At 74.4% G+C, this 19,710-nt stretch carries 22 protein-coding genes; 10 read left to right on the top strand and 12 right to left on the bottom strand.

The window, feature by feature from the left end; translation table 11 throughout:
• Window positions 1-1,203, bottom strand: coding sequence for a PP2C family protein-serine/threonine phosphatase (locus ACN27A_RS28570; protein ID WP_421457672.1), 1,203 nt, complete (start codon window positions 1,201-1,203; stop codon window positions 1-3).
• A gap of 91 nt (window positions 1,204-1,294) precedes the next feature.
• Entirely contained in the window at window positions 1,295-2,746 is a 1,452-nt protein-coding gene (locus ACN27A_RS28575) for a glycoside hydrolase family 3 protein (RefSeq protein WP_421457673.1), read from the bottom strand.
• A 166-nt stretch (window positions 2,747-2,912) separates the two neighbouring features.
• On the opposite strand from ACN27A_RS28575, the gene ACN27A_RS28580 reads away from it, so the two are divergent.
• Window positions 2,913-4,088, top strand: coding sequence for an ROK family transcriptional regulator (locus tag ACN27A_RS28580; protein ID WP_132240836.1), 1,176 nt, complete (start codon window positions 2,913-2,915; stop codon window positions 4,086-4,088).
• Window positions 4,089-4,249: 161 nt separating this feature from the next.
• On the opposite strand, the gene ACN27A_RS28585 is transcribed toward ACN27A_RS28580, so the two are convergent.
• On the bottom strand, window positions 4,250-5,263 hold the full coding sequence (locus ACN27A_RS28585) for an ABC transporter permease subunit (RefSeq protein ID WP_421457674.1): 1,014 nt from the start codon (window positions 5,261-5,263) through the stop codon (window positions 4,250-4,252).
• Window positions 5,260-6,270 carry an ABC transporter ATP-binding protein gene (locus ACN27A_RS28590; protein ID WP_421457675.1) on the bottom strand — a complete coding sequence of 337 codons (1,011 nt, stop codon included), beginning with the start codon at window positions 6,268-6,270 and terminating at the stop codon, window positions 5,260-5,262. The genes ACN27A_RS28585 and ACN27A_RS28590 overlap by 4 nt, the downstream gene beginning before the upstream one ends.
• A 130-nt stretch (window positions 6,271-6,400) precedes the next feature.
• Here ACN27A_RS28590 and ACN27A_RS28595 point away from each other — a divergent pair, with 130 nt between their 5' ends.
• On the top strand, window positions 6,401-7,195 hold the full coding sequence (locus ACN27A_RS28595) for an ABC transporter ATP-binding protein (RefSeq protein ID WP_421457676.1): 795 nt from the start codon (window positions 6,401-6,403) through the stop codon (window positions 7,193-7,195).
• A gap of 13 nt (window positions 7,196-7,208) precedes the next feature.
• Entirely contained in the window at window positions 7,209-8,105 is an 897-nt protein-coding gene (locus ACN27A_RS28600) for a ribokinase (RefSeq protein WP_327030707.1), read from the top strand.
• 62 nt (window positions 8,106-8,167) lie between these two features.
• On the opposite strand, the gene ACN27A_RS28605 is transcribed toward ACN27A_RS28600, so the two are convergent.
• On the bottom strand, window positions 8,168-8,917 hold the full coding sequence (locus tag ACN27A_RS28605; RefSeq protein ID WP_421457677.1) for a hypothetical protein: 750 nt from the start codon (window positions 8,915-8,917) through the stop codon (window positions 8,168-8,170).
• Between the two features lie 57 nt (window positions 8,918-8,974).
• On the bottom strand, window positions 8,975-9,454 hold the full coding sequence (locus tag ACN27A_RS28610; RefSeq protein ID WP_132240829.1) for a DUF6232 family protein: 480 nt from the start codon (window positions 9,452-9,454) through the stop codon (window positions 8,975-8,977).
• A 427-nt stretch (window positions 9,455-9,881) separates the two neighbouring features.
• On the opposite strand from ACN27A_RS28610, the gene ACN27A_RS28615 reads away from it, so the two are divergent.
• Window positions 9,882-10,283 carry a nuclear transport factor 2 family protein gene (locus ACN27A_RS28615; RefSeq protein WP_421457678.1) on the top strand — a complete coding sequence of 134 codons (402 nt, stop codon included), beginning with the start codon at window positions 9,882-9,884 and terminating at the stop codon, window positions 10,281-10,283.
• On the opposite strand, the gene ACN27A_RS28620 is transcribed toward ACN27A_RS28615, so the two are convergent.
• Window positions 10,280-10,756 carry a DUF6232 family protein gene (locus ACN27A_RS28620; RefSeq protein ID WP_421457679.1) on the bottom strand — a complete coding sequence of 159 codons (477 nt, stop codon included), beginning with the start codon at window positions 10,754-10,756 and terminating at the stop codon, window positions 10,280-10,282. The genes ACN27A_RS28615 and ACN27A_RS28620 overlap by 4 nt on opposite strands.
• Window positions 10,757-10,855: 99 nt before the next feature.
• On the opposite strand from ACN27A_RS28620, the gene ACN27A_RS28625 reads away from it, so the two are divergent.
• Window positions 10,856-11,629, top strand: a complete 774-nt coding sequence (locus tag ACN27A_RS28625; RefSeq protein WP_421457680.1) for an enoyl-CoA hydratase-related protein — start codon at window positions 10,856-10,858, stop codon at window positions 11,627-11,629.
• A gap of 120 nt (window positions 11,630-11,749) precedes the next feature.
• Entirely contained in the window at window positions 11,750-13,372 is a 1,623-nt protein-coding gene (locus ACN27A_RS28630) for an acetolactate synthase (protein ID WP_421457681.1), read from the top strand.
• A 45-nt stretch (window positions 13,373-13,417) separates the two neighbouring features.
• Here the strand turns inward: ACN27A_RS28630 and ACN27A_RS28635 are convergent, their stop codons facing one another.
• The 3 genes from ACN27A_RS28635 to ACN27A_RS28645 are packed head-to-tail and all read right to left on the bottom strand — an operon-like array spanning window position 13,418 to window position 14,607.
• The gene (locus ACN27A_RS28635) at window positions 13,418-13,852 is read right to left on the bottom strand and encodes a PLD nuclease N-terminal domain-containing protein (RefSeq protein WP_421457682.1); all 435 of its coding nucleotides are present in this window, start codon (window positions 13,850-13,852) and stop codon (window positions 13,418-13,420) included.
• 27 nt (window positions 13,853-13,879) lie between these two features.
• Window positions 13,880-14,227 carry a DUF202 domain-containing protein gene (locus tag ACN27A_RS28640; RefSeq protein WP_421457683.1) on the bottom strand — a complete coding sequence of 116 codons (348 nt, stop codon included), beginning with the start codon at window positions 14,225-14,227 and terminating at the stop codon, window positions 13,880-13,882.
• Window positions 14,224-14,607: a YidH family protein gene (locus ACN27A_RS28645; RefSeq protein ID WP_421457684.1), complete on the bottom strand. Its 384-nt coding sequence runs from the start codon at window positions 14,605-14,607 to the stop codon at window positions 14,224-14,226. Before ACN27A_RS28645 ends, ACN27A_RS28640 begins: the two co-directional genes overlap by 4 nt.
• Window positions 14,608-14,647: 40 nt before the next feature.
• Between ACN27A_RS28645 and ACN27A_RS28650 the strand changes: the two genes are divergently transcribed.
• The 4 genes from ACN27A_RS28650 (at window position 14,648) to ACN27A_RS28665 (ending at window position 17,973) form a co-directional block, all read left to right on the top strand.
• A complete protein-coding gene (locus ACN27A_RS28650) occupies window positions 14,648-15,445 on the top strand; it encodes a GNAT family N-acetyltransferase (protein WP_421457685.1) in 798 nt (265 codons plus the stop codon).
• Window positions 15,446-15,447: 2 nt separating this feature from the next.
• Complete coding sequence (locus ACN27A_RS28655; RefSeq protein ID WP_421457686.1) at window positions 15,448-15,855, top strand: hypothetical protein; 408 nt, start codon at window positions 15,448-15,450, stop codon at window positions 15,853-15,855.
• A 366-nt stretch (window positions 15,856-16,221) separates the two neighbouring features.
• Window positions 16,222-17,001, top strand: coding sequence for an electron transfer flavoprotein subunit beta/FixA family protein (locus ACN27A_RS28660; protein ID WP_421457687.1), 780 nt, complete (start codon window positions 16,222-16,224; stop codon window positions 16,999-17,001).
• A gap of 12 nt (window positions 17,002-17,013) precedes the next feature.
• Window positions 17,014-17,973 (top strand): electron transfer flavoprotein subunit alpha/FixB family protein, encoded by a 960-nt coding sequence (locus tag ACN27A_RS28665; protein WP_421457688.1) that lies wholly within the window; start codon window positions 17,014-17,016, stop codon window positions 17,971-17,973.
• Window positions 17,974-18,194: 221 nt separating this feature from the next.
• Here ACN27A_RS28665 and ACN27A_RS28670 read toward each other — a convergent pair whose 3' ends face one another.
• The gene (locus tag ACN27A_RS28670) at window positions 18,195-18,980 is read right to left on the bottom strand and encodes an anti-sigma factor (protein WP_421457689.1); all 786 of its coding nucleotides are present in this window, start codon (window positions 18,978-18,980) and stop codon (window positions 18,195-18,197) included.
• Window positions 18,934-19,536, bottom strand: a complete 603-nt coding sequence (locus tag ACN27A_RS28675; RefSeq protein WP_421457690.1) for an RNA polymerase sigma factor — start codon at window positions 19,534-19,536, stop codon at window positions 18,934-18,936. Before ACN27A_RS28675 ends, ACN27A_RS28670 begins: the two co-directional genes overlap by 47 nt.
• Window positions 19,537-19,710 lie beyond the last annotated feature (174 nt).

Raw genomic sequence — 19,710 nt, forward strand, 5'->3', positions numbered from 1 at the left:
TCAGGGCTCCGAGTTCGCCGCCGCGGCGGCGGACCACTCGACCAGCAGCAGGGTCGCGTCGTCCTGGTGCGTACCGCCCTGGTGTTCCGTCACCGCGTGACTGAGGCGGCGCAGCGTCTCCGCCGCCGGCCGCCCGGAACCGATGTGCCGCTCGGCGAGGTCCGCCAGGCGGGAGAGCCCGAACATCTCGCCCGCCGCGTCGCGCGCCTCGGTCACTCCGTCGGTGTGCAGCAGCAGCCGGTCACCGGGCTCCAGCCGGGTCCGCGCCACCTCGACGCGGCCGTCGGGCAGGCCGAGCGGGAGCCGGCGGCCCCCGGTCAGCTCCTGCACGGCCCGTCCCCGGCGCAGCAGCACCGGCGGCGGGTGCCCCGCGTTGACGTACCGCAGCGTTCCGGAGCCGGTGTCGAACTCGGCGAGCACGGCGGTGACGAACCGCGCGTCGTCCCACTGGCCGGCGATCGCGGCGTCCACCGCCCGGACCAGCCCCGGCAGGTCCGCGCCGGCACGCCGGGCCGCCCGCAGCGCCGACAGCGCCACCGAGGTGGTGAGCACCGCCGGCAGGCCGTGCCCGACCCCGTCGAGGATCGCCAGCGTCAGGGTCCCGTCGTGCACCGCGTAGTCGAAGGCGTCCCCGCCGACCTCGTAGCAGGGCTCGAGCAGGGCGCTGACCACCGCCTCCGAGGTGGCGAAGGTCAGCGGCGGGAGCAGGTTCCAGAGCAGCTCGGCGGAGACTCCCATCGGCCGGCTGCGCCGCACCCGGTGCAGGGCGTCCCCGTAGTCGCCCTTGCTGGTGACCAGGTGGCCGACGAGCCCGGAGACGAGCCGGCAGCCGTCCCGCAGCGCCTCGTCGGCGAGGTCGGCGTCGGCCGGCGGGAACACCTCCAGCAGCCCCAGCCGGTCGGTGCCGTTGACGATCGGCACCCACAGCCGGGGCGGTGGCCCCTGCCCCGCGTGCACCTCGACCTGGGTGAAGGCGCGCCCCGCGAGGCTGGTGTCGATCGGCAGCACCTCCGGCACCGCCCGCCTCGTCCCGGGCAGCGGGCGCAGGCCGTGCTGCTCGGCGTCGACCAGGTACACGGTCGCCGTCACGCCCAACGGCCGCAGCGCGGCGTCGACCGTGGCCGCGAGCTCGTCCGGCGGCAGCCGGTGGGACCGGGACACGAGGTCGGCCAGGGCCCGGTGCCATGGGTCGGTGGCGGTCATGCTGTCGCATACCCCGGCCGGGCCCGGTCGAAGCCGGCCGGGCCCGGCCGGGAGCGACCGCCACCTGCCGGCGGGTACCCCCGGTGCCGCGTCAGCCGGCCAGGCCGAGCACCTCGGCCGCCGCGCGGCCGCAGGCGTGGCTCGCGCCGTACGTGGTGACGAACGCCCGTACGCCGGCCGGCCGCCACCGGGAGGGCCAGCCCATCTCGACCACGGTCACCGGATGCTCGGCGGCCAGCGCGGTCACCAGGTCCGCGCCGCCCGGCAGCCGGTGCAGATGGCGGCCGACCAGCACGATCGGCCGGTCCCCGGCGAGCTGGCGCAGGGCGGCCGGTCCGGTCTCGGTGGCGACCACCCGCAGCTCCTCCGTGCCGTCCAGGTGCGGGCCGAGGCCCCACGGCACCCGCCCCTCGGCGATGGTCGACGCGGCGTGCAGCTGGACGACCAGCGGGCGGTCCAGGCCGGTCAGCTCCCCCTCCACCCGTACGGCGCGCCGCGCCGCGGCGTACCCGAGTCCGTCGGGGGCGGCCGGCGTCGCGCCGGCGGTCCGGGTCCAGGCGGCGAGCGCGGCGGCGCGGCCGGCAGCCTCCTCCACCCGCGACCGGTCCAGGCGGCCGTCGCCGAGCGCGCCGACGATCTCCGCGACCACCCGCTCGACCAGCTCGGCGTCGACCTGGGCGCCGATGCACAGCAGGTCGGCGCCGGCGGCCAGGGCCCGGACGGCGGCCGGGCCGACCCCGCCGGCGGCCACCGCGGCGCCCTTCATCTCCAGCGCGTCGGTGATGACCGTGCCGGTGAAGCCGTACTCGCCGCGGAGCAGGTCGACCAGGACCGCCCGGCTGAACGTGGCGGGGCCGTCGCCGGTCAGCGCCGGCACCCGGATGTGCGCGGTCATCACGGCCCGCGCGCCGGCCTCGACGACAGCGGCGAACGGCGGCAGGTCGCGCCGGCGCAGTACGTCGAGCGGCACGTCCACGGTGGGCAGCTCGTGGTGGGAGTCGGCGACCGTCGCGCCGTGGCCCGGGAAGTGCTTGGCGCAGGCGGCGACCCCGGCGGCCTGGAGGCCGGTGACGGCGGCGGCCGAGTGCGCGGCGACCCGGGCCGGGTCGGCGCCGAACGAGCGGGTGCCGATCACCGGGTTCTCGTCGGCGGTGTTCACGTCCACGGTCGGCGCGAGGTTGACGGTGACGCCGAGGGCGGCCAGCTCCGCGCCGATGGCCTCGTAGACGCGGCGGGTCAGTGCCACCTCGTCGATCGCGCCGAGCGCCGCGTTGCCCGGGTACGGGCTGCCGGTGGCGTGCGCCAGCCGGGTGACGTCGCCGCCCTCCTCGTCGATCGCGATCAGCACGTCCGGCCGGCCGGCCCGCAGGGCGGCGGTGCTCGCCGCCACCTGCCCCGGATCGTGGACGTTGGTGCCGAACAGGGTGTGCCCCGCGAGCCCCTCGGCGACCAGGTCGACCGCCCAGCCCGGGGGAACCGGCCCCGGATACGCGGCGAGCAGCGTGCCGAGCGCGAGCCGGCGCAGTCCTGGATCCAGCCCCACGTGATCTTCCCCTTTCGTCCCCGCGGCACGGAAGTCGTACCGGCGGGGGTCGGTGACGTACCGGGTCGGCCGACCACCCCGCTCCCGGGCGGCCGATACGCTGTCGGCTACCCGCTCGCAGGTCGGTTTACAGTTAGCAAGGTTTACCAAAACTAGAGGACGTGGCATGAGTGCGACCCGGCTGCCCGGCACCCCCCGCCTGTTGCGGGCGCTGAACGACCGCGCGGCGTTGGAGCTGCTGCTGGAGCGGGGGCCACTCACCCGGGCCCGGCTCGGCGAGCTGACCGGGCTGTCCAAGGTCACCGCCTCCCAGCTCGTCGAGCGGCTGGAGGAGCGGGGCCTCGTCACGCGCGTCGGCGAGCAGGCCGGCGGGCGGGGACCCAACGCCCAGCTCTACGCCGTGCGGCCCGGCAGCGCGCATGTGGTCGGGGTGGACGTGGGCGCCGACCGGGTGGTCGCCGCCTGCGCGGACATCACCGGAGCGGTGATCGGCCGCGTCGAGCAGTCGACCCGGGACACCGACGACCCCGTCGGGGTGGTGCACAACGCGGTCGTCCAGGCCGCGAGCAGCGCCGGGGCGCAGCTGTCGAGCGTACGGCGGATCGTGCTGGGCACCCCCGGCCTCGTCGACCCGGGCACGGGCGACATCACGTTCGCCTTCAACCTGCCCCGCTGGCACACCGGTCTGCTCGCCGCGCTCCGGGACGACCTGCACACCCCGGTGGTCTTCGAGAACGACGTGAACCTGGCCGCCGTCGCCGAGGCGCAGTCGGGCGCGGCCCAGGGGCTGACGGACTTCGTGCTGGTCTGGGTCGGCGCCGGCGTCGGCCTGGCGATCGTGCTGGGCGGCCGGCTGCACCACGGCAGCAGCGGCGCCGCCGGCGAGATCGGCTACCTGCCGGTGCCCGGGGCGCCCATCCCGCGCGACGTGTCCCGCCGGGCGAAGCCGGCGTTCCAGCAGCTGATCGGCGCGGACGCGGTCCGCGACCTGGCCCGCGCGCACGGCTACCCGGACGACAGCGGCGCGGTCGCGGTACGGGCGGCGGTGGCCGACGGCACGGCGGGCGGCCCGATGCTCGACGAGGTGGCCCGCCGGCTGGCGCTGGGCGTGGCGAGCACCTGCGTGGTGCTGGACCCGCCGCTGGTGGTGCTCGCCGGCGAGGTCGGCCAGGCCGGCGGGGCGGCGCTGGCCGAGCGCGTGCAGCACGAGGTCGCGGCGATCACGCTGGTCCGTCCCCGGGTCGTGCCGACGGGGCTGACCGAGGAGCCGATCCTGCGGGGTGCGCTGCGTACCGCGCTGGACGCCGTCCGCGACGAGGTCTTCGGCTCGACTGTCGGCTGACCGGAGTCGGCCGACAGCCGGCGCGGGCCGCGCGCCGGACCCCGCCGACCAGGGTCGGCGAGGTCGGCGGCGGCCCGGCGTCATGTGAAGGAATATTTCATCGCGGGCCCGGACACTGCAAGGTCCTGCCGCGCCCGCGCCCGCCGACGGCGGACGGGGCGTCACATCAGGTCGCGGCGGCGGAACGCCACGAAGGCGGCGGCGGCCAGCGCGCCGGTCAGCCCGAGCAGCAACACCAGCGCCGGCTGCCAGGTCACCACGTAGAGGCCGTCGCAGGAACTGGAGACCCCGTTGTCGCACGCCCGGTAGTCCCAGAACTCGACCCGGCCGTTGAGCAGGGCGGCGGCGTAGCTGGAGAGCATGTACCGGTCCACCTTGACGACCTCCAGGATCTCCATCACCAGCCGGGCGCCCAGCTCCCACACCACCAGGTAGCCGGCGATCGCGCCGAGCGCCGCCGAGGTGTGCCGGCCCAGGGTGGCGACGGCGAACCCGACCACGGTGAGCAGCAGCACCAGCAGCATGCCGCGCCCCCAGTTCGCGCCCAGCGAGCCCCAGAACTCCCCGTCGAGCCGCCCCGGGCGCCCGGCGACCTGCGCGATCAGCCAGAACGTCCCGAGGTACGCCGCCGAGGCCAGCACGGACAGCAGCGCCGTCCCGCCGAGCAGCGTGCCCAGCTTGGTGCCGAGCACGGTCATCCGCCGGGGACGCCAGAGCAGCAGGTTGACCACGCCACCGGAGTTCAGGTCGGCGCCGATGTAGGAGGCGCCGACCAGGAAGCCGAAGAGCGCGAGGAAGGCGATGAGGAAGTAGAGCAGCGGCTTGGCCTCCTCGGCGAAGGTGAACACCCCGGCGAGGTAGTCGGACGCCACGGGCGCCCGCTCCATCAGGGCCGGGTCGACCTCGCTGCAGTCGTCGGGGACGTACTCCTGCACGTCGTCCGCCTGCACGACGCCGCGCTGCCGGTCCAGGCAGAGCTGGTGGGTGCGCTCCAACTCGCTGCGCGCCGCGGCGGCGGCCTGCTGGGCGTCGAAGACCTCCTGGGCGGTGGGCCGGTGGGAACTCGCCAGGGTGGTCGCCGCCGTGACGCCGAACGCGAGCACCAGTAGGACGAGCATGAGCTGCACGAAGCGCCGGGCGCCCAGACGCTCCAGCTCGGCACGGACCAGGTTCACGCGTCCACTCCCCGCTCGTCGAGGTCGATCACCGGTTCGGCGGCCCCGCCGTCGGGCAGCACCGAGTCGTCCACCTGCAGGGGCAGCGTCGGGTGCGTCGCCGTGCCGGTCAGTTCGAGGAAGGCGCTCTCCAGGTCGGGCCGCAGCGGGGTCAGCTCGCGCACCCAGAGGCCCGCCTCGCCGAGGGTGCGGCTGACCTCGGTGGCGTCGTCCACGCCGCCCACCACCAGGTGGTCGTCGTGGCCGGTCGCCGCCAGCCCGGCCGCCGTCAGCAGCTCCACGGCCCGCTGCGGATCGTCCACCCGCACCAGCAGCTCGTGCCGGTCGAAGCCGGCCAGCACCTCGTCGACGCGCCCGGCGGCCACCCGCCGGCCCCGCGAGATGATCGTCACGTGGTCGCAGATCAGCTGGATCTCGGCCAGGATGTGGCTGGAGACCAGCACGGTCACGCCGGCCTCCGCCAGCGAGCGCATCAGGTCCCGCATCTCCCGGATGCCGGCCGGGTCCAGCCCGTTCGCCGGCTCGTCCAGGATCAGCAGCTCCGGGTCCTTGAGCAGGGCGGAGGCCACCGCCAGCCGCTGCTTCATGCCCAGCGAGTAGCCCTTGACCCGCTCGTCGCCCCGGTCTCGCAGGCCCACCTGCTCCAACACCTCGTCGACCCGGGCGACCGGCACCCCGCCGGCCCGGGCGAGCAGGCGCAGGGTGCGGCGGCCGGTGAAGTTGCCGAAGAACTGCGGGCTCTCCACGATCGCGCCGACCCGCCCGGCCACCAGGGGCAGCCCGTCCGGCGAGGGGACGCCCAGCACCGTCATCCGACCCGCGTCGGCCCGCACCAGCCCGAGCAGGGCGCGCAGCGTGGTGGTCTTGCCCGACCCGTTGGGGCCGAGGAAACCGTGGATCTGGCCGGCCTCCACCAGCAGGTCGAAGCCGTCGACCGCCACCCGGCGGCCCTGCCGCACGCTGTGGAAGGTCTTGCGCAGCCCTTCGATCTCGATGACCGCGCTCATCCGCGCGGCTCCCTGCTCCGATCGGGCATGGACCGTCCTCCGCTTGTGGTGACCAACGACACGGCGCCCCACCCTATGGCCGGGGCGCCGCCCGTGGGGGGCGCCCCGCGTTGCGTGGTTGGATGGTCGGGTGACTGGGGACGAGGATCTGGTGGTCAGCCTCGACGGCGTCGGCGTACGCCGGGCTGGCACGGCACTGCTGCACGACGTCGACTGGCGGGTCGAGCTGGACGAGCGCTGGGTGGTGCTCGGGCCGAACGGCGCGGGAAAGACGACCCTGCTCAACCTCGCCGCCGGGCGGCTGCACCCGACCACCGGCACCGCCCACGTGCTCGGCGAGCGGATCGGCCGCACCGACGTCAACGAGCTGCGGACCCGCATCGGGCTCTCCACCGCCGCCCTCGCCGAGCGGGTGCCCGCCGACGAGCGGGTCAGCGACGTCGTCGTCACGGCCGCCTGGTCGGTCGTCGGTCGCTGGCGGGAGAGCTACGACAGCAGCGACGAGGCCCGGGCCCGCGCCCTGCTGGGTCAGCTCGGCATCGGCGGCCTCGCCGAACGCGCCTACGGCACCCTCTCCGAGGGGGAGCGCAAGCGGGTGCAGATCGCCCGCGCGCTGATGACGGACCCGGAGCTGCTGCTGCTCGACGAGCCCGCCGCCGGGCTCGACCTGGGCGGTCGCGAGGACCTGGTCGCCCGGCTGGCCGAGCTGGCGTACGACCCGGACGCCCCGGCGCTGGTGCTGGTGACCCACCACGTGGAGGAGATCCCGCCCGGCTTCACCCACGCGCTGCTGCTGCGCGAGGGCGGCGTGGTGGCGCAGGGGCTCCTCGACGACACGCTGACCGGGGACAACCTCTCCAAGACCTTCGGGCTGCCGCTGGTGGTCGAGCGCTCCGGCGACCGGTTCACCGCCCGCGCCGCCTGAGGGGGAGGCGAGGATGCGGCAGACCCGGGTCGTCGTGGTGGGCAGCGCCAACATGGACCTGGTGGGCACCGCCCCCGCCCTGCCCCGACCGGGGGAGACCCTGCTCGGCACCGACTTCGTCATGGTGCCCGGCGGCAAGGGCGCCAACCAGGCCGTCGCCGCCGCCCGGGCCGGCGCCTCCTGCGCCTTCCTCGGGGCGATCGGCTCCGACTCGTTCGGCGTCACCCTGCGGGCGCGGATCACCGCCGCCGGGGTCGACACCGGGCAGCTCCGCACGACGTACGGCACGTCGGGCGTGGCGCTGGTGATGGTCAACGCCGAGGGCGAGAACGCGATCCTGGTCAGCCCGGGGGCCAACGCCTCGATGACGGGCCTGACCGAGCCCGAGCTGACCGCCGTACGCGGGGCGGACGTGCTGCTCGCGCAGCTGGAGATCCCGGTCGCGACGGTGACCGAGGCGGCCGTCGTCGCCCGGGCGGCCGGCACCCGGGTGGTGCTCAACGCCGCCCCGGCCGTGCCGGTGCCGCCGGAGCTGCTGGCGGCGACCGACCTGCTGGTGGTCAACGAGACCGAGGCGCAGGCGCTCACCGGGCGCGGCCGGGACGAGCCGTCGGCCCTGCTCGACCTGGCGCCCCGGGCGGTGCTGACCCTCGGCGCGGAGGGCGCCTGGTACGGGGACCGGGACGGCACCGCCGTGCACGTGCCGGCGGTCAAGGTGGACGTGGTGGACTCCACGGCCGCCGGGGACGCCTTCACCGCCGCGCTCGCCGTGGCCTGGGGCGAAGGTCGGGACGTGGTCGACGCGGTGCGCTGGGCGGCGGCGGCCGGGGCGGCCTGCGCCCGCCGGCTCGGTGCCTCCGTCGCGCTGCCCACCCGGGCCGAGATCGACGAGCTGTACGTCCCCGCCTGATCCGGTCGACCCGCCACCCGGGGGAGTCCGTCCGACAGGACGATCGCGACGGTGCGCGGCGGTCACGCCTCGGCGTCGTCGGTGAGCTTCTCGCCCCGGCGGCGGAGCATGCCCAGCCCGGGGATGCCGGCGACGGCGAGCTTCAGGTCGCGGGTGACGTCGAGCAGGTCGTGCAGGTCCGGGCCGACCCGGTCCAGGGTGGCCAGGATCGGCAGGACGTCCGCGGTCAGGTGCTGTTTGAGCTTCGGCAGCTCGTCGACGAGCCGGATCGCGGCGTTCACCTCCTCGTGGCTGAGCTGCTCGACGAAGCGGTTCGCCATCGGGGCGCCCCGGCGCAGCGCCGGCTCGTACGCCGTCAGCAGCTCCGCGGCGGTGGCCGCAGCCTCCGCCGCGGTGCCCACGGTGCCGGCGGCCCGTACGGCCACCGCGTCGGCCTCGGCGACCACCGCGCCGGCCGTGCGGGACACCTTCTCCGCCTCGCCGACCACGACGGCCGCGGCGGCGGCGACCTCGGTGGCCGTCTCGATCGCGGTGGTCGCGGCGGCGCTGATGACGGCCACCTCCCGTACCGCGCCCTCGGCGTCGGTGAGCACCCGGTCGGTGCGGTCGAGGGTCTGCTCGATCCGGTCCACCACGCCGTCGATGCGGTCCACCACGCCGTCGACCCGCTTGAGCAGGGCCTCCACCGAGTCCAGCACGGCGAACGCGCGGGCCGGCACGGCGGCGAACGAGGCCGCCGAGCCGAGGGCCTGGTCGAGGGCGGAACGGGTCAGACCGACGACCGCGGCCGGCCGGGGGAGGGGAATCACCATGGCACCAAGTGTGCGTCGCCCGCGCCCGCGCCGCCGGACAGGGCGACGGGAGCGGGGTCAGGAGTCGGTGTACTGCTCGACCGCGCGCTGCACCGCCCGGTAGATCTGCCCGAACCGCAGGGCGTCCGGGGTGCGCAGCAGCAGCACCTCCCGGCCGTGGTGCTGGACCCAGAGCTCGTGCACCTTGCTGCCCCGCTCGTAGGAGCGGTCGAGCCAGCCGAGCGGGATCTCCAGGAAGGGGGCGAGGGCCAGCGCACCGACCACGCACGCGGCGAGGATGATCAGCGCCAGCTGCCACTCGCCCCGGTCCTGCGCCGACCAGGCCAGCGAGAGCACGCAGACCACCGCGACCAGGGGCGGCAGCGAGAGGAGCAGGACCAGGACGCCGCGCCCCAGCACCCGTCCCCGTACCGCCAGCGTCTTCGGCCCCTGCGCGTGCCAGACGTACGTCACGTCGGCGATCGCCACGGCGTGGCCTCCGGCCCGGATCGACTCCGACGTCACCTGCACCGCGTCGTCCCGGTAATAGATGGTCATCACTAAGCCTAACCACTGCCGCACGGGTGGCGCCGTCCGCGCCGTCCGCGCCGCCGCTCCACGTGGGAACGCCACCGCTGCGGCCTCGTTTCGCGTTGCGACGCCACCACAAGGGTCTCGGAGCGAACGGCCCTCGGCAGGGCGGACCGGAGTTCGACCCCGGAGTTGACGCCGAAGCCGCTCGGACGGCTGTCGAGCTGCCCCGTTCATGGGACCGCTCAGCGGCGTGCGAGCCAAAGGGCCGACCGGCGCGCCTGCCCCGTCGGGCGGGGCAGCTCGACAGCGCGGGCGGCAGGCCACCGTGCCCAGCGAGGGACCCCACGGCCCACGCCGCCAGCCCGTCGTTCGGGACGGCCCGGGCGGTCCGGGGCGGCACCGGGCGGTTCGGGGCGGCACCGGGCGGTTCGGGGCGGTACCGTGACCGGTCATGACGGAGCAGGAGCGCAACGTCGAGGTGGTCCGCCGCTACCTGCGGACCTTCGTCACCAAGGACCTGGCGGAGCTGCGCGAGGTGGTCGACGAGGACGTGCAGATCTACGGTTCCGGCACGCCGGTCCGGGGGCGGCACTTCGTCGAGGGGGCCGTCACCTCGCCGGGGCTGACGGTGCTCGACCAGGAGATCGTCGAGATCTTCGCGGCCGGCGACCGCGTGGTGGTGTCGCTGGCGCAGACCTACCGGCGGGACGCCACCGGCGCGACGGCGGTGCAGAGCGCCTGCAAGATGTACCGGCTGGCCGGTGGCCGGATCGTGCAGTTCTGGGGCGAGCAGGACCTGTTCGGGCTGCTGCGCGGCCTGGGCATGCTGCCGGACGAGCCGATCCGGTTCTAGCGGCGGCGGGGCGACACGGGCTGGCCCGCCTCGACGGCCCGCTGCACCGCCCGGTAGATCTGGCCGAAGCGCAGCGCGTCGCCGGTGCACAGCAGGCGCACCGGCTGGCCGCGCCAGCGGGCCCAGATCTCCAACTGCCGGCTGCCCCGGGCGTAAGAGCGGTCGAGGTGCTCGAAGAGGAAGTCGGCGACCGGGCCGACCGCGAGCCCGATCAGCACCGAGGCGCCGACGATGGCGATGGTGACGGTGAGGGAGCGGTCCAGCCAGAGCGCCAGCGCGATGCCGAGGGCGGCGGCGACCAGGGGGCCGGCGAGCGCCGCGCCGATCGCGCCGCGCCCGACGAGCACCCGCCAGGACCGGCTGCCGCGTTGGTGCCAGACCATGCTGATGTCGGCCAGCCGGAAGGTCCGGCCGTCCACCCGGACGGCGGTCGAGGTGACCTGCACGGACCTGTCGTCGTAGTACGTGATCATGGCGGTACTCCCGGTGGCGGGCCTGAGACCACACTACTTACCCCAACGACCCGGGCCGTAAGGTTGGCACGCGACTTCGACGAGGAAGTGAGGGCCAGCGTGGGCGAGTTCGTGCGGTTGGAGACCAGGGACGGCATCGGCACCATCCGGCTGGAGCGGCCGCCGATGAACGCCCTGAACACCCAGGTACAGGAGGAGCTGCGCGCCGCCGCGGCGGCGGCCACCGCCGACCCGGGCGTCCGCGCCGTCATCGTGTACGGCGGGGAGAAGGTCTTCGCGGCCGGCGCGGACATCAAGGAGATGGCCGACATGTCCTACGTGGACATGGCGGACCGGGCGGCCGACCTGTCCAGCGCGCTCGGCGCGATCTCCCGGATCCCCAAGCCGGTCGTCGCCGCGATCACCGGCTACGCCCTCGGCGGCGGCTGCGAGCTGGCGCTGGCGTGCGACTGGCGGGTGGTGGCCGAGGACGCCAAGCTCGGGCAGCCGGAGATCAAGCTCGGCATCATCCCCGGCGCGGGCGGCACCCAGCGGCTGGCCCGTCTGGTCGGCCCGGCCCGTGCCAAGGACCTGATCATGTCCGGCCGGATGGTCGACGCCCAGGAGGCCCTGCGGATCGGCCTGGCCGACCGGGTCGCCCCGGCGGCCGAGGTCTACGACACCGCGGTCGAGCTGGTCCGCCCGTACCTCACCGGTCCGGTGCAGGCCCTGCGCGCCGCCAAGCTCGCCGTCGACGCCGGTCTGGACATGGACCTGAACTCCGGCCTGGCCTGGGAGAGCCAGCTCTTCGCGGCGCTGTTCGCCACCGACGACCGGCGCGAGGGCATGGCGGCGTTCGTGGCGAAGCGCAAGCCGGACTTCACCGGTCGTTGACCGGCCCAGGCCGGCGGGGTGGCCCGCCGGCCCGGGCATCGAGTCGAGAGAACTGTTCACATTCCGCCTACCGGTGAGTAGCGTGTGACTCCGGCCATGCGGACGAAGGGGAGAGTGGCGATGACGGAGCGGATCGAAGGTCACGGCGGGGAGCTCGCACTCGCGGCGCTGCGTGCGTACGGGGTGCGGGAGATGTTCACCCTCTCCGGCGGGCACGTCTTTCCGCTCTACGACGCCGCGCACAAGACCGGCTTCCCCCTCTACGACGTACGGCACGAGCAGTCGGCGGTCTTCGCCGCCGAGGCGGTGGCGAAGCTCCAGCGCCGACCCGGCCTCGCCGTGCTCACCGCCGGCCCCGGCGTCACCAACGGCATCTCCGGGCTGACGAGCGCGTACTTCAACGCCTCCCCGGTGCTGGTGCTGGGCGGCCGGGCCCCGCAGTTCCGCTGGGGCTCGGGCAGCCTCCAGGAGATGGACCACCTGCCGCTGGTCGCCCCCGTCACCAAGCACGCCGAGACGGTGTTCAGCCCCGACGACATCCCGCGCGCGGTGACCGCGGCGCTGACCACCGCGCTCACCCCGCACCGGGGCCCGGTCTTCCTCGACTTCCCCCTGGAGGCGGTCTTCTCGGTCTCCGACGCCGAGCTGCCCGCGCTGCCGGGCATCGCGCCGGTCGAGCCCGACCCCGACGAGGTGGCGAAGGCGGCCGGCCTGGTCGCCGCCGCGAGCCGCCCGGTGATCATCGCCGGCTCCGACGTCTACGCCGGGGACGCGGTCGACGCCCTGCGGGCCGCCGCCGAGTCGCTCCAGGTGCCGGTCTTCACCAACGGGATGGGCCGGGGCGCGCTGCCGCCGGAGCACCCGCTCGCCTTCGCCAAGGCCCGTCGCGTGGCGCTGCGTGGCGCCGACGTGGTCGTGGTGATCGGCACCCCGCTCGACTTCCGGCTCAGCTTCGGCGACTTCGGCGACGCCCAGGTGGTGCACATCGTCGACGCGCCCAGCCAGCGGGCCGCGCACGTGCAGCCGGCCGCCGCCCCCGCCGGCGACCTCCGGCTGATCCTCACCGCCCTGGCCGACCACCCGGGCGACCGGGCCGACCACGCCGACTGGATCGCCGAGCTGCGTACCGCCGAGGACGCCGCGAAGGCCCGCGACGCCGAGGAGATGTCCGCCGAGACGGACCCGATCCGGCCCGCCCGGATCTACGGCGAGCTGCGCAAGGTCCTGGCCCGCGACGCCATCACCATCGGCGACGGCGGCGACTTCGTCTCGTACGCCGGCCGCTACCTGGAGCCCGCGCAGCCCGGCACCTGGCTCGACCCCGGCCCGTACGGCTGCCTGGGCACCGGCATGGGCTACGCGATGGGCGCCCGGGTCAGTCACCCCGACCGGCAGATCTGCGTCCTCATGGGCGACGGCGCGGCCGGCTTCTCGCTGATGGACGTGGAGTCCCTCGCCCGGCAGAAGCTGCCGGTGGTGATCGTGGTCGGCAACAACGGCATCTGGGGCCTGGAGAAGCACCCCATGCGCGCCATGTACGGCTACGACGTCGCCGCCGACCTCCAGCCGGAGCTGCGCTACGACCACGTCGTGAGCGCCCTCGGCGGGGCCGGCGAGACGGTGGCGAAGGCGGGCGATCTCGGCCCGGCGCTGCGGCGGGCGTTCGACGCCGGCGTGCCGTACCTGGTCAACGTGCTCACCGACCCGGCCGACGCGTACCCCCGCTCGTCGAACCTGGCCTGAGCCGGGTCCGCTGCCGTCGCCGGGCGGCCGGCGACGGCGGCGGGCTCAGGACGCGGGCGTGGACCCCTCGGGCCGGTCCTCCTCGCGCGGCGGCTCGCCGTCGCGCCGGCGCATCTCGTCCTCGCGGCGGCGCAGGTCCTCCTCCCAGCGGCGGAACAGCTCGCCGTCCTCGCGCCGGGAACGCTCGCCGAGCGAGCGGAGGAACTCGGGGTCGTCGTCGGGGGCGACCGGGCGGGGCCGCTCCCGGGGCGGCAGGAGCCGGCCCTTCGGCGTTCCGCCAGCGGGCCGCCCGGGGACGCGCTCACGCCCGGCGGCGAACCAGGCGAGGGAGCCGAGCAGCGGGAAGAACAGGATGATCAGCACCCAGGCGATCCGGGGCAGGGCTTTGATCTCGCCCTCCTCGGCGGAGAGGCAGCTGATCAGCGCGCAGACGGCGAGGACGATCTGCACGACGAAGAGGAGGACGTAGAGCCGGGCCATGCGTCAATCATGGCGCACCGGGCCCCGTCAACCCAGGCCGCTCGCCGCCAGGAGGGTGCCGAGCAGCGCGAAGCCGGCCGTGGCGAGGGCGACCAGGGGCAGCGACCGCCCGTAGCCGGGGAGCGGACCGGTGCCGGTGGCCCGCCGCCAGCAGACCGCCAGCGCCGCGCCCCAGCCCAGCACGGCGACCCCGGCGACCAGCGCGCCGAGCGTCCCGTCGGCGGCCGGGCCGGTGAGCGCGAGCCGCACGGTCAGCACCATGATCACGGTGAGCGCCAAGGCCGTACGCCGCCAGGCCAGCCGGGTCCGCTCGGGTTGCAGCCCGGGGTCGCGCGCCGGCCGGTCCCGCCGTGGCGGCTCCGTCTGGTGGCTCACGGGCCGCCGACCGCCCGGGCCAGCACGGCCGCGACCAGCAGCAGCGCGCCGACGCCGACGGCGAGGGCGAGCACCGCCGGGAAGCGCGAGGCGGGCAGCTCCTCGCCGAGCCGGATGGCCCGCTCCGTACGCGCCCAGTGGTCGACCGCCCGCACGGCGACCGTGCCGCCCAGCAGCAGCAGCGCGACGGCGACCACCTCCCGCAGGTGCGCCTGCGGCAGGAACTGCGCGGCGGCCAGCCCGCCCGCGACAAGTGCCAGCCCGGTACGCAGCCAGGCCAGGAAGGTCCGCTCGTTGGCCAGCGAGAACCGGTAGTCGGGGGTGCTGCCCACCGCCCGCAGCTCGCGCGGGTCGAACCACCGCCTGATCGCCTGCCACACGTGGTCATTATCCGTTTTCGGCCGGCCGTAGCCTCGAGTGATGACCGATCTTGACGCCCGCACGTTGCGAGACGCCTACGACGCCCAGATCCGCCCGGAGATTCCGGACCCGCTGCCGGCCGGGGTCACCGTGGAACGGGACGGCCCGCTGGTCCGCGTCCTCGGCCTCGACCATCGCGGCTTCCTCACGTACCGCACGCTGGACGGGCTCGCCGGGGCCGAACTGGACGCGTTGATCGCCCGGCAGGTGGAGTTCTTCCGCCAGCGCGGCGAGGCGGTGGAGTGGAAGCTCAACGGCCACGACCAGCCGGCCGACCTGCCCGATCGGCTGCGCGCCGCCGGGTTCGTCCCGGAGGCGGAGGAGACCGTCGTGGTCGGTCCGGTCGCGGCACTGGCCGCCGCCGTGCCCGTGCTGCCCGAGGGGGTACGCCTGCGCGAGGTCAGCGCCCGGGAGGACCTGGCGCGCATCGCCGCAATGGAGGAGGCGGTCTGGCACGACGACCGCAGCCACCTGGTGACCGGCCTGGCGCGGGAGATCGAGGCCGACCCGCAGTCCATCACCGTCGTCGTCGCCGAGGCGGACGACACCGTGGTCAGCGCCGGCTGGGTCCGCTACCAGGCGAACACCGGCTTCGCGACCCTCTGGGGCGGCTCGACCCTGCCGCAGTGGCGGCGGCGGGGCGTCTACCGGGCGCTGGTCGCGTACCGGGCGCGCCTGGCCGAGCAGCGCGGCAGGACGCTGCTCCAGGTGGACTGCTCGCCGGAGAGCCGGCCGATCCTCCAGCGGCTCGGTCTCGTCCCGGTCACGACCGCCACCCCGTACGTCTACACTCCGTGATCATGGAGCAGCGGTTGACGGCCGAGGAGCGGCTGACCCTCAAGACGGGCGCGTTCGGGGCGGTGTTCCTGGTGGCCAACGCGGACCCGGGGATGCTCGCCCTGTTCCGGGAGAGTTTCGCCGCCTCCGGTGCGATGGCCGACAGCAGCGGGGTGGTGAAGGAGGCGCTGACCAGCGGTCCGCTGCCGAAGCTGCCCCGGGACTCGGCGCTGGAGATCGAGGCGGTGGTGCTGCCGGCGCTGGGCAGTTCCGTGCGGATCCTGCGGGAGAAGGCGCCGGGGGACGTGGCGGGCTACCGCGAGGTCGTGCTGTCCGCTGCCGAGCGGGTGGCCGCCGCGCACCGGGGGGTGGCCCCGGCCGAGGCGGCGGTCATCGAGCGGATCCGGGACGCGCTCGATCAGCCGGCGTGAGCCGGGCCGGCGACCAGAGCGCCCGGACGGTGGCCCGGACGCAGCGGTCGCGGAGCCGGCCGCAGGCGCAGCGGTACGCCTCGGGCCGCGTCCGGCGGCAGCGGTGCCGCGGGACGTCGAGCTGCCCTTCGCTGGCGGTTTCTGGCATATCGTGACACCTCCCGATTCGTCAGATTACCCGCCCGCAGGGTCGTTCGTGAGCTGTGTCACCCTGAGGTCGCCGGAGCCGGATGCTACTGGCAGGTAACATTGCGCCGTGGGCAACTGCACAGCACCGCGTGGTTGACCGGCGTCAACGGACGCGCGAGGCTGCGCCCCAGACCGGGCGAGCGATCGCAACACCAACAGGAGGGTCGTCGAAGCGCGATGAACATCGTCGTACTCGTCAAGCAGGTGCCTGATTCGGGCGCGGACCGCAGCCTGCGTGCTGACGACAACACCGTCGACCGCGGTTCGGCGAACAACGTCATCAACGAGATGGACGAGTACGCCATCGAGGAGGCGTTGAAGATCAAGGAGGCCCACGGGGGTGAGGTGACGGTTCTGACGATGGGTCCGGACCGGGCGACCGAGTCGATCCGTAAGGCGTTGTCCATGGGTCCGGACAAGGCGGTGCACGTGGTGGATGACGCCCTGCACGGTTCCTGCGCGGTCGCGACGTCGAAGGTGCTCGCCGCCGCGCTCGGTCAGTTGAACGCCGATCTGGTGCTGTGTGGCAGTGAGTCGACCGACGGTCGGGTGCAGGTCTTGCCGCACATGCTCGCCGAGCGGTTGGGCATCGCGGCGCTGACCGGCGCCCGCAAGCTCACCGTCGACGGCTCGACCCTGACCGTCGAGCGGCAGACCGAGGAGGGCTACGAGGTGGTCACCGCCACCACGCCCGCCGTGGTCTCCGTGTGGGACACCATCAACGAGCCGCGGTATCCGTCCTTCAAGGGCATCATGGCCGCGAAGAAGAAGCCGGTGCAGACGCTGTCCCTGGGCGACCTGGGTGTCGCTGCGGCCGAGGTGGGCTTCGAGGGCGCGACCAGCGCGGTGCTGGAGCATTCCAAGCGTCCGCCGCGCTCCGGCGGGGCGAAGGTCACCGATGAGGGCGACGGCGGCGTGAAGCTGGTCGAGTTCCTCGCCACCGAGAAGTTCGTGTGAGGGGTTGGGGTCATGTCTGAGGTTCTGGTCGTCGTCGAAGCCACTCGGGAGTTCGGCGTCAAGAAGGTCACCCTGGAGATGCTCACCCTCGCCCGCGAGCTGGGCACCGCGAGCGCGGTCGTGCTCGGCGGCCCCGGCGCCGCCGAGGCGTTGAGCGCCAAGCTGGGTGAGTACGGCGCGGAGAAGATCTACGCGGCTGAGAGTGAGGAGATCGACGGCTACCTGGTGGCCCCGAAGGCGACCGTGGTGGCCGAGCTGGTCTCGCGGGTGCAGCCGGCGGCGGTGTTGTTGGCGTCGTCGCAGGAGGGCAAGGAGATCGCGGCCCGGCTGGCGGTGAAGTTGGACAACGGCGTCCTGACCGACGTGGTCGCACTGGCCGCTGACGGCACCGCCACGCAGGTGGCGTTCGCCGGTTCCACGATCGTGAAGTCGAAGGTGACCCGTGGTCTGCCGTTGGTGACGGTCCGGCCGAACTCGGTGAACCCGGTCCCGGCGGCGGCGAGCCCGGCGGTCGAGCAGCTCACCGTGGCGGTGGCGGAGACCGACAAGCTGGCCAGGGTCGTTGAGCGGGTCGCGGAGCAGAAGGGTTCGCGTCCGGAGCTGACCGAGGCCGGTGTGGTCGTCTCGGGTGGTCGGGGTGTGGGTAACGCCGACAACTTCAAGCTGGTCGAGGAGTTGGCCGACCTGCTCGGTGGCGCCGTGGGGGCGTCGCGTGCGGCGGTGGACTCCGGTTACTACCCGCACCAGTTCCAGGTGGGTCAGACCGGTAAGACGGTCTCTCCGCAGCTCTACGTCGCGCTGGGTATCTCTGGTGCGATCCAGCACCGGGCGGGTATGCAGACGTCGAAGACGATCGTCGCGGTCAACAAGGACGGTGAGGCGCCGATCTTCGAGTTGGCCGACTTCGGTGTGGTGGGCGACCTGTTCAAGATCGTCCCGCAGGCCGCCGACGAGATCCGCAAGCGCAAGTGAGCTGACTCCGTCCGAGTGAGGGCCGGGAACCGTGGCGACGGTTTCCGGCCCTCGCCGTTTCTCCGGCCGCCGGAACGAGCCGCGGCAGGCTGGCCCCGGACGCGACAGGCGGCCACGGAGGACGGGCACTGGACCATCACGCCTGAGTCAGCGGGACCCGCCGGCCCGGGGCCGGCGATGGGAGCTGATCGGCGGGCCGGGGAGCTGAGCCGGCCCGCCGATCAGCCCGTCAGGGTGCCCCTCACCAGGCTCTTGCCGGAGTGGGCGGTGTTGTTGTCGTACGTCTCGGCGGAGACGTCGACAACCGAGTATGCCTCAAGGTCCACGTTCGGCGGCAACGGCAGCAACTCGTCCGTCGCGTCGCCGAGGACGCCGACCGAGAACATCTCCATGTTCCGTGGGTTGATGAGCCAGACCTCGTAGTACCCCGGGACGTCCGGGAGATTCGCCAGATGCAGGTGCAGCCGGCCGTCGTCGAAGACCCGGGCCTCACCGCTGGCGTCCGGCGGCGTCTCCCCGTACGCCTTCAGCGGCGCGCTGGCCAGCACCACCCGCCGTGGGGCGGGCTCCGGCGTCGACCCGGTCGTGTCGAGCACGGCGACGGTGCCGACGACCCCGATCGCGGCGGCGGCCACCGCCGTCGCGGCGGTCACGGCCCAGCGCGACCAGCGCCCACGCCTCGGCGCGAGGAGCACCCCGCCCGACCGGTCGGACGGCCGGTCGCCGGAGGGGCGCTCGTCGGGCGACCGATCGGCGCGCGGCCCGGGCAGCGCCGGGAGGGCCTGCGCCGCGCGGATCTCCGTGACGATGCCCTGCCAGACGTGCTCCGGCGGATCGGGCAGGTCGTGCAGGCCCTGGGCGTCGGCGCCGAGGCCGGCCACGTGCTGGAGGGTCTCCATCTCGGCCCGGCAGTGCGCGCAGGTGTCGAGGTGGGTGTTCTCTCCGGCGTCCGCCTCGGTCTCACCGAGCGCCAGGAAGACCAGCCGGTCGTGGTCCAGGTGCGGCACCGTCCACCTCCCATCTGCGTTTCAAGCTGGCCATGCCGCGCCGGATGTGACTCTTGACCGTGCCGAGCGGCACCCCGGTCACCGTCGCGATCTGCTGGTGGGTCAGGTCGTCGAAGAACGCCAACTCCAGCATCCGCCGCTGGTCGTCGGGCAGCCGGGCCAGCTCGTCGGCGACCACCAGCCGGTCGACCACCGTGTCCGGATCCGGGCCGGTCGGCGCCGACTCCGGCAACTGCCGGACCGTCTCCACCACCCGGTTCTCCCGCGCGGAGGCCCGCAGCCGGTCGATCACCTTGCGGCGGCCGATGCCGAGCAGCCAGCCGACCAGCGAGCCCTTGGCCGGGTCGAAGGTGTCCCGCCCCAGCCAGGCGGCCACGAAGGTGGTCTGGGTCACGTCCTCCGCGTCGCTGCGGTTGGCCAACGTGCTGGTGGCCAGGTGCAGGACCGCCCGGCCGTAGCGGTCGTACGCCTCCCGCAGCGCCCGTTCGTCGCCCGCGCGGAAGCGGGCGGCGAGGTCGTCCTCGGGTGGGTACGGCTCCTGCCGTGCCGCTGTCACAGGGCGGCTCGCCTTCCAGGGGGCATGCCCGACTGTAACTCCCACAGCCATCGCCCCCACCTCCGGTCGGTCTGGTCTCAGCAGCTCTTCGCTTCGCGGGCGGCGCACGGATGCGGCTTCGACGGACCAAAAGAAGTTGCCTCCGGTCGCATCCGGCGGCGGTGGACCGGGCGT

The organism is Micromonospora sp. WMMD737 (genome assembly GCF_049179055.1).
Taxonomy (GTDB): domain Bacteria; phylum Actinomycetota; class Actinomycetes; order Mycobacteriales; family Micromonosporaceae; genus Micromonospora; species Micromonospora reichwaldensis.

Excerpts from the sequence above, each read along its gene's own strand:
- ACN27A_RS28570 (WP_421457672.1), bottom strand. The coding sequence starts at position 1,203 with ATGACCGCCACCGACCCATGGCACCGGGCCCTGGCCGACCTCGTGTCC.
- ACN27A_RS28580 (WP_132240836.1), top strand. The coding sequence starts at position 2,913 with ATGAGTGCGACCCGGCTGCCCGGCACCCCCCGCCTGTTGCGGGCGCTG.
- ACN27A_RS28590 (WP_421457675.1), bottom strand. The coding sequence starts at position 6,270 with ATGAGCGCGGTCATCGAGATCGAAGGGCTGCGCAAGACCTTCCACAGC.
- ACN27A_RS28600 (WP_327030707.1), top strand. The coding sequence starts at position 7,209 with ATGCGGCAGACCCGGGTCGTCGTGGTGGGCAGCGCCAACATGGACCTG.
- ACN27A_RS28605 (WP_421457677.1), bottom strand. The coding sequence starts at position 8,917 with ATGGTGATTCCCCTCCCCCGGCCGGCCGCGGTCGTCGGTCTGACCCGT.
- ACN27A_RS28610 (WP_132240829.1), bottom strand. The coding sequence starts at position 9,454 with ATGACCATCTATTACCGGGACGACGCGGTGCAGGTGACGTCGGAGTCG.
- ACN27A_RS28615 (WP_421457678.1), top strand. The coding sequence starts at position 9,882 with ATGACGGAGCAGGAGCGCAACGTCGAGGTGGTCCGCCGCTACCTGCGG.
- ACN27A_RS28620 (WP_421457679.1), bottom strand. The coding sequence starts at position 10,756 with ATGATCACGTACTACGACGACAGGTCCGTGCAGGTCACCTCGACCGCC.
- ACN27A_RS28630 (WP_421457681.1), top strand. The coding sequence starts at position 11,750 with ATGACGGAGCGGATCGAAGGTCACGGCGGGGAGCTCGCACTCGCGGCG.
- ACN27A_RS28635 (WP_421457682.1), bottom strand. The coding sequence starts at position 13,852 with ATGGCCCGGCTCTACGTCCTCCTCTTCGTCGTGCAGATCGTCCTCGCC.
- ACN27A_RS28650 (WP_421457685.1), top strand. The coding sequence starts at position 14,648 with ATGACCGATCTTGACGCCCGCACGTTGCGAGACGCCTACGACGCCCAG.
- ACN27A_RS28655 (WP_421457686.1), top strand. The coding sequence starts at position 15,448 with ATGGAGCAGCGGTTGACGGCCGAGGAGCGGCTGACCCTCAAGACGGGC.
- ACN27A_RS28660 (WP_421457687.1), top strand. The coding sequence starts at position 16,222 with ATGAACATCGTCGTACTCGTCAAGCAGGTGCCTGATTCGGGCGCGGAC.
- ACN27A_RS28665 (WP_421457688.1), top strand. The coding sequence starts at position 17,014 with ATGTCTGAGGTTCTGGTCGTCGTCGAAGCCACTCGGGAGTTCGGCGTC.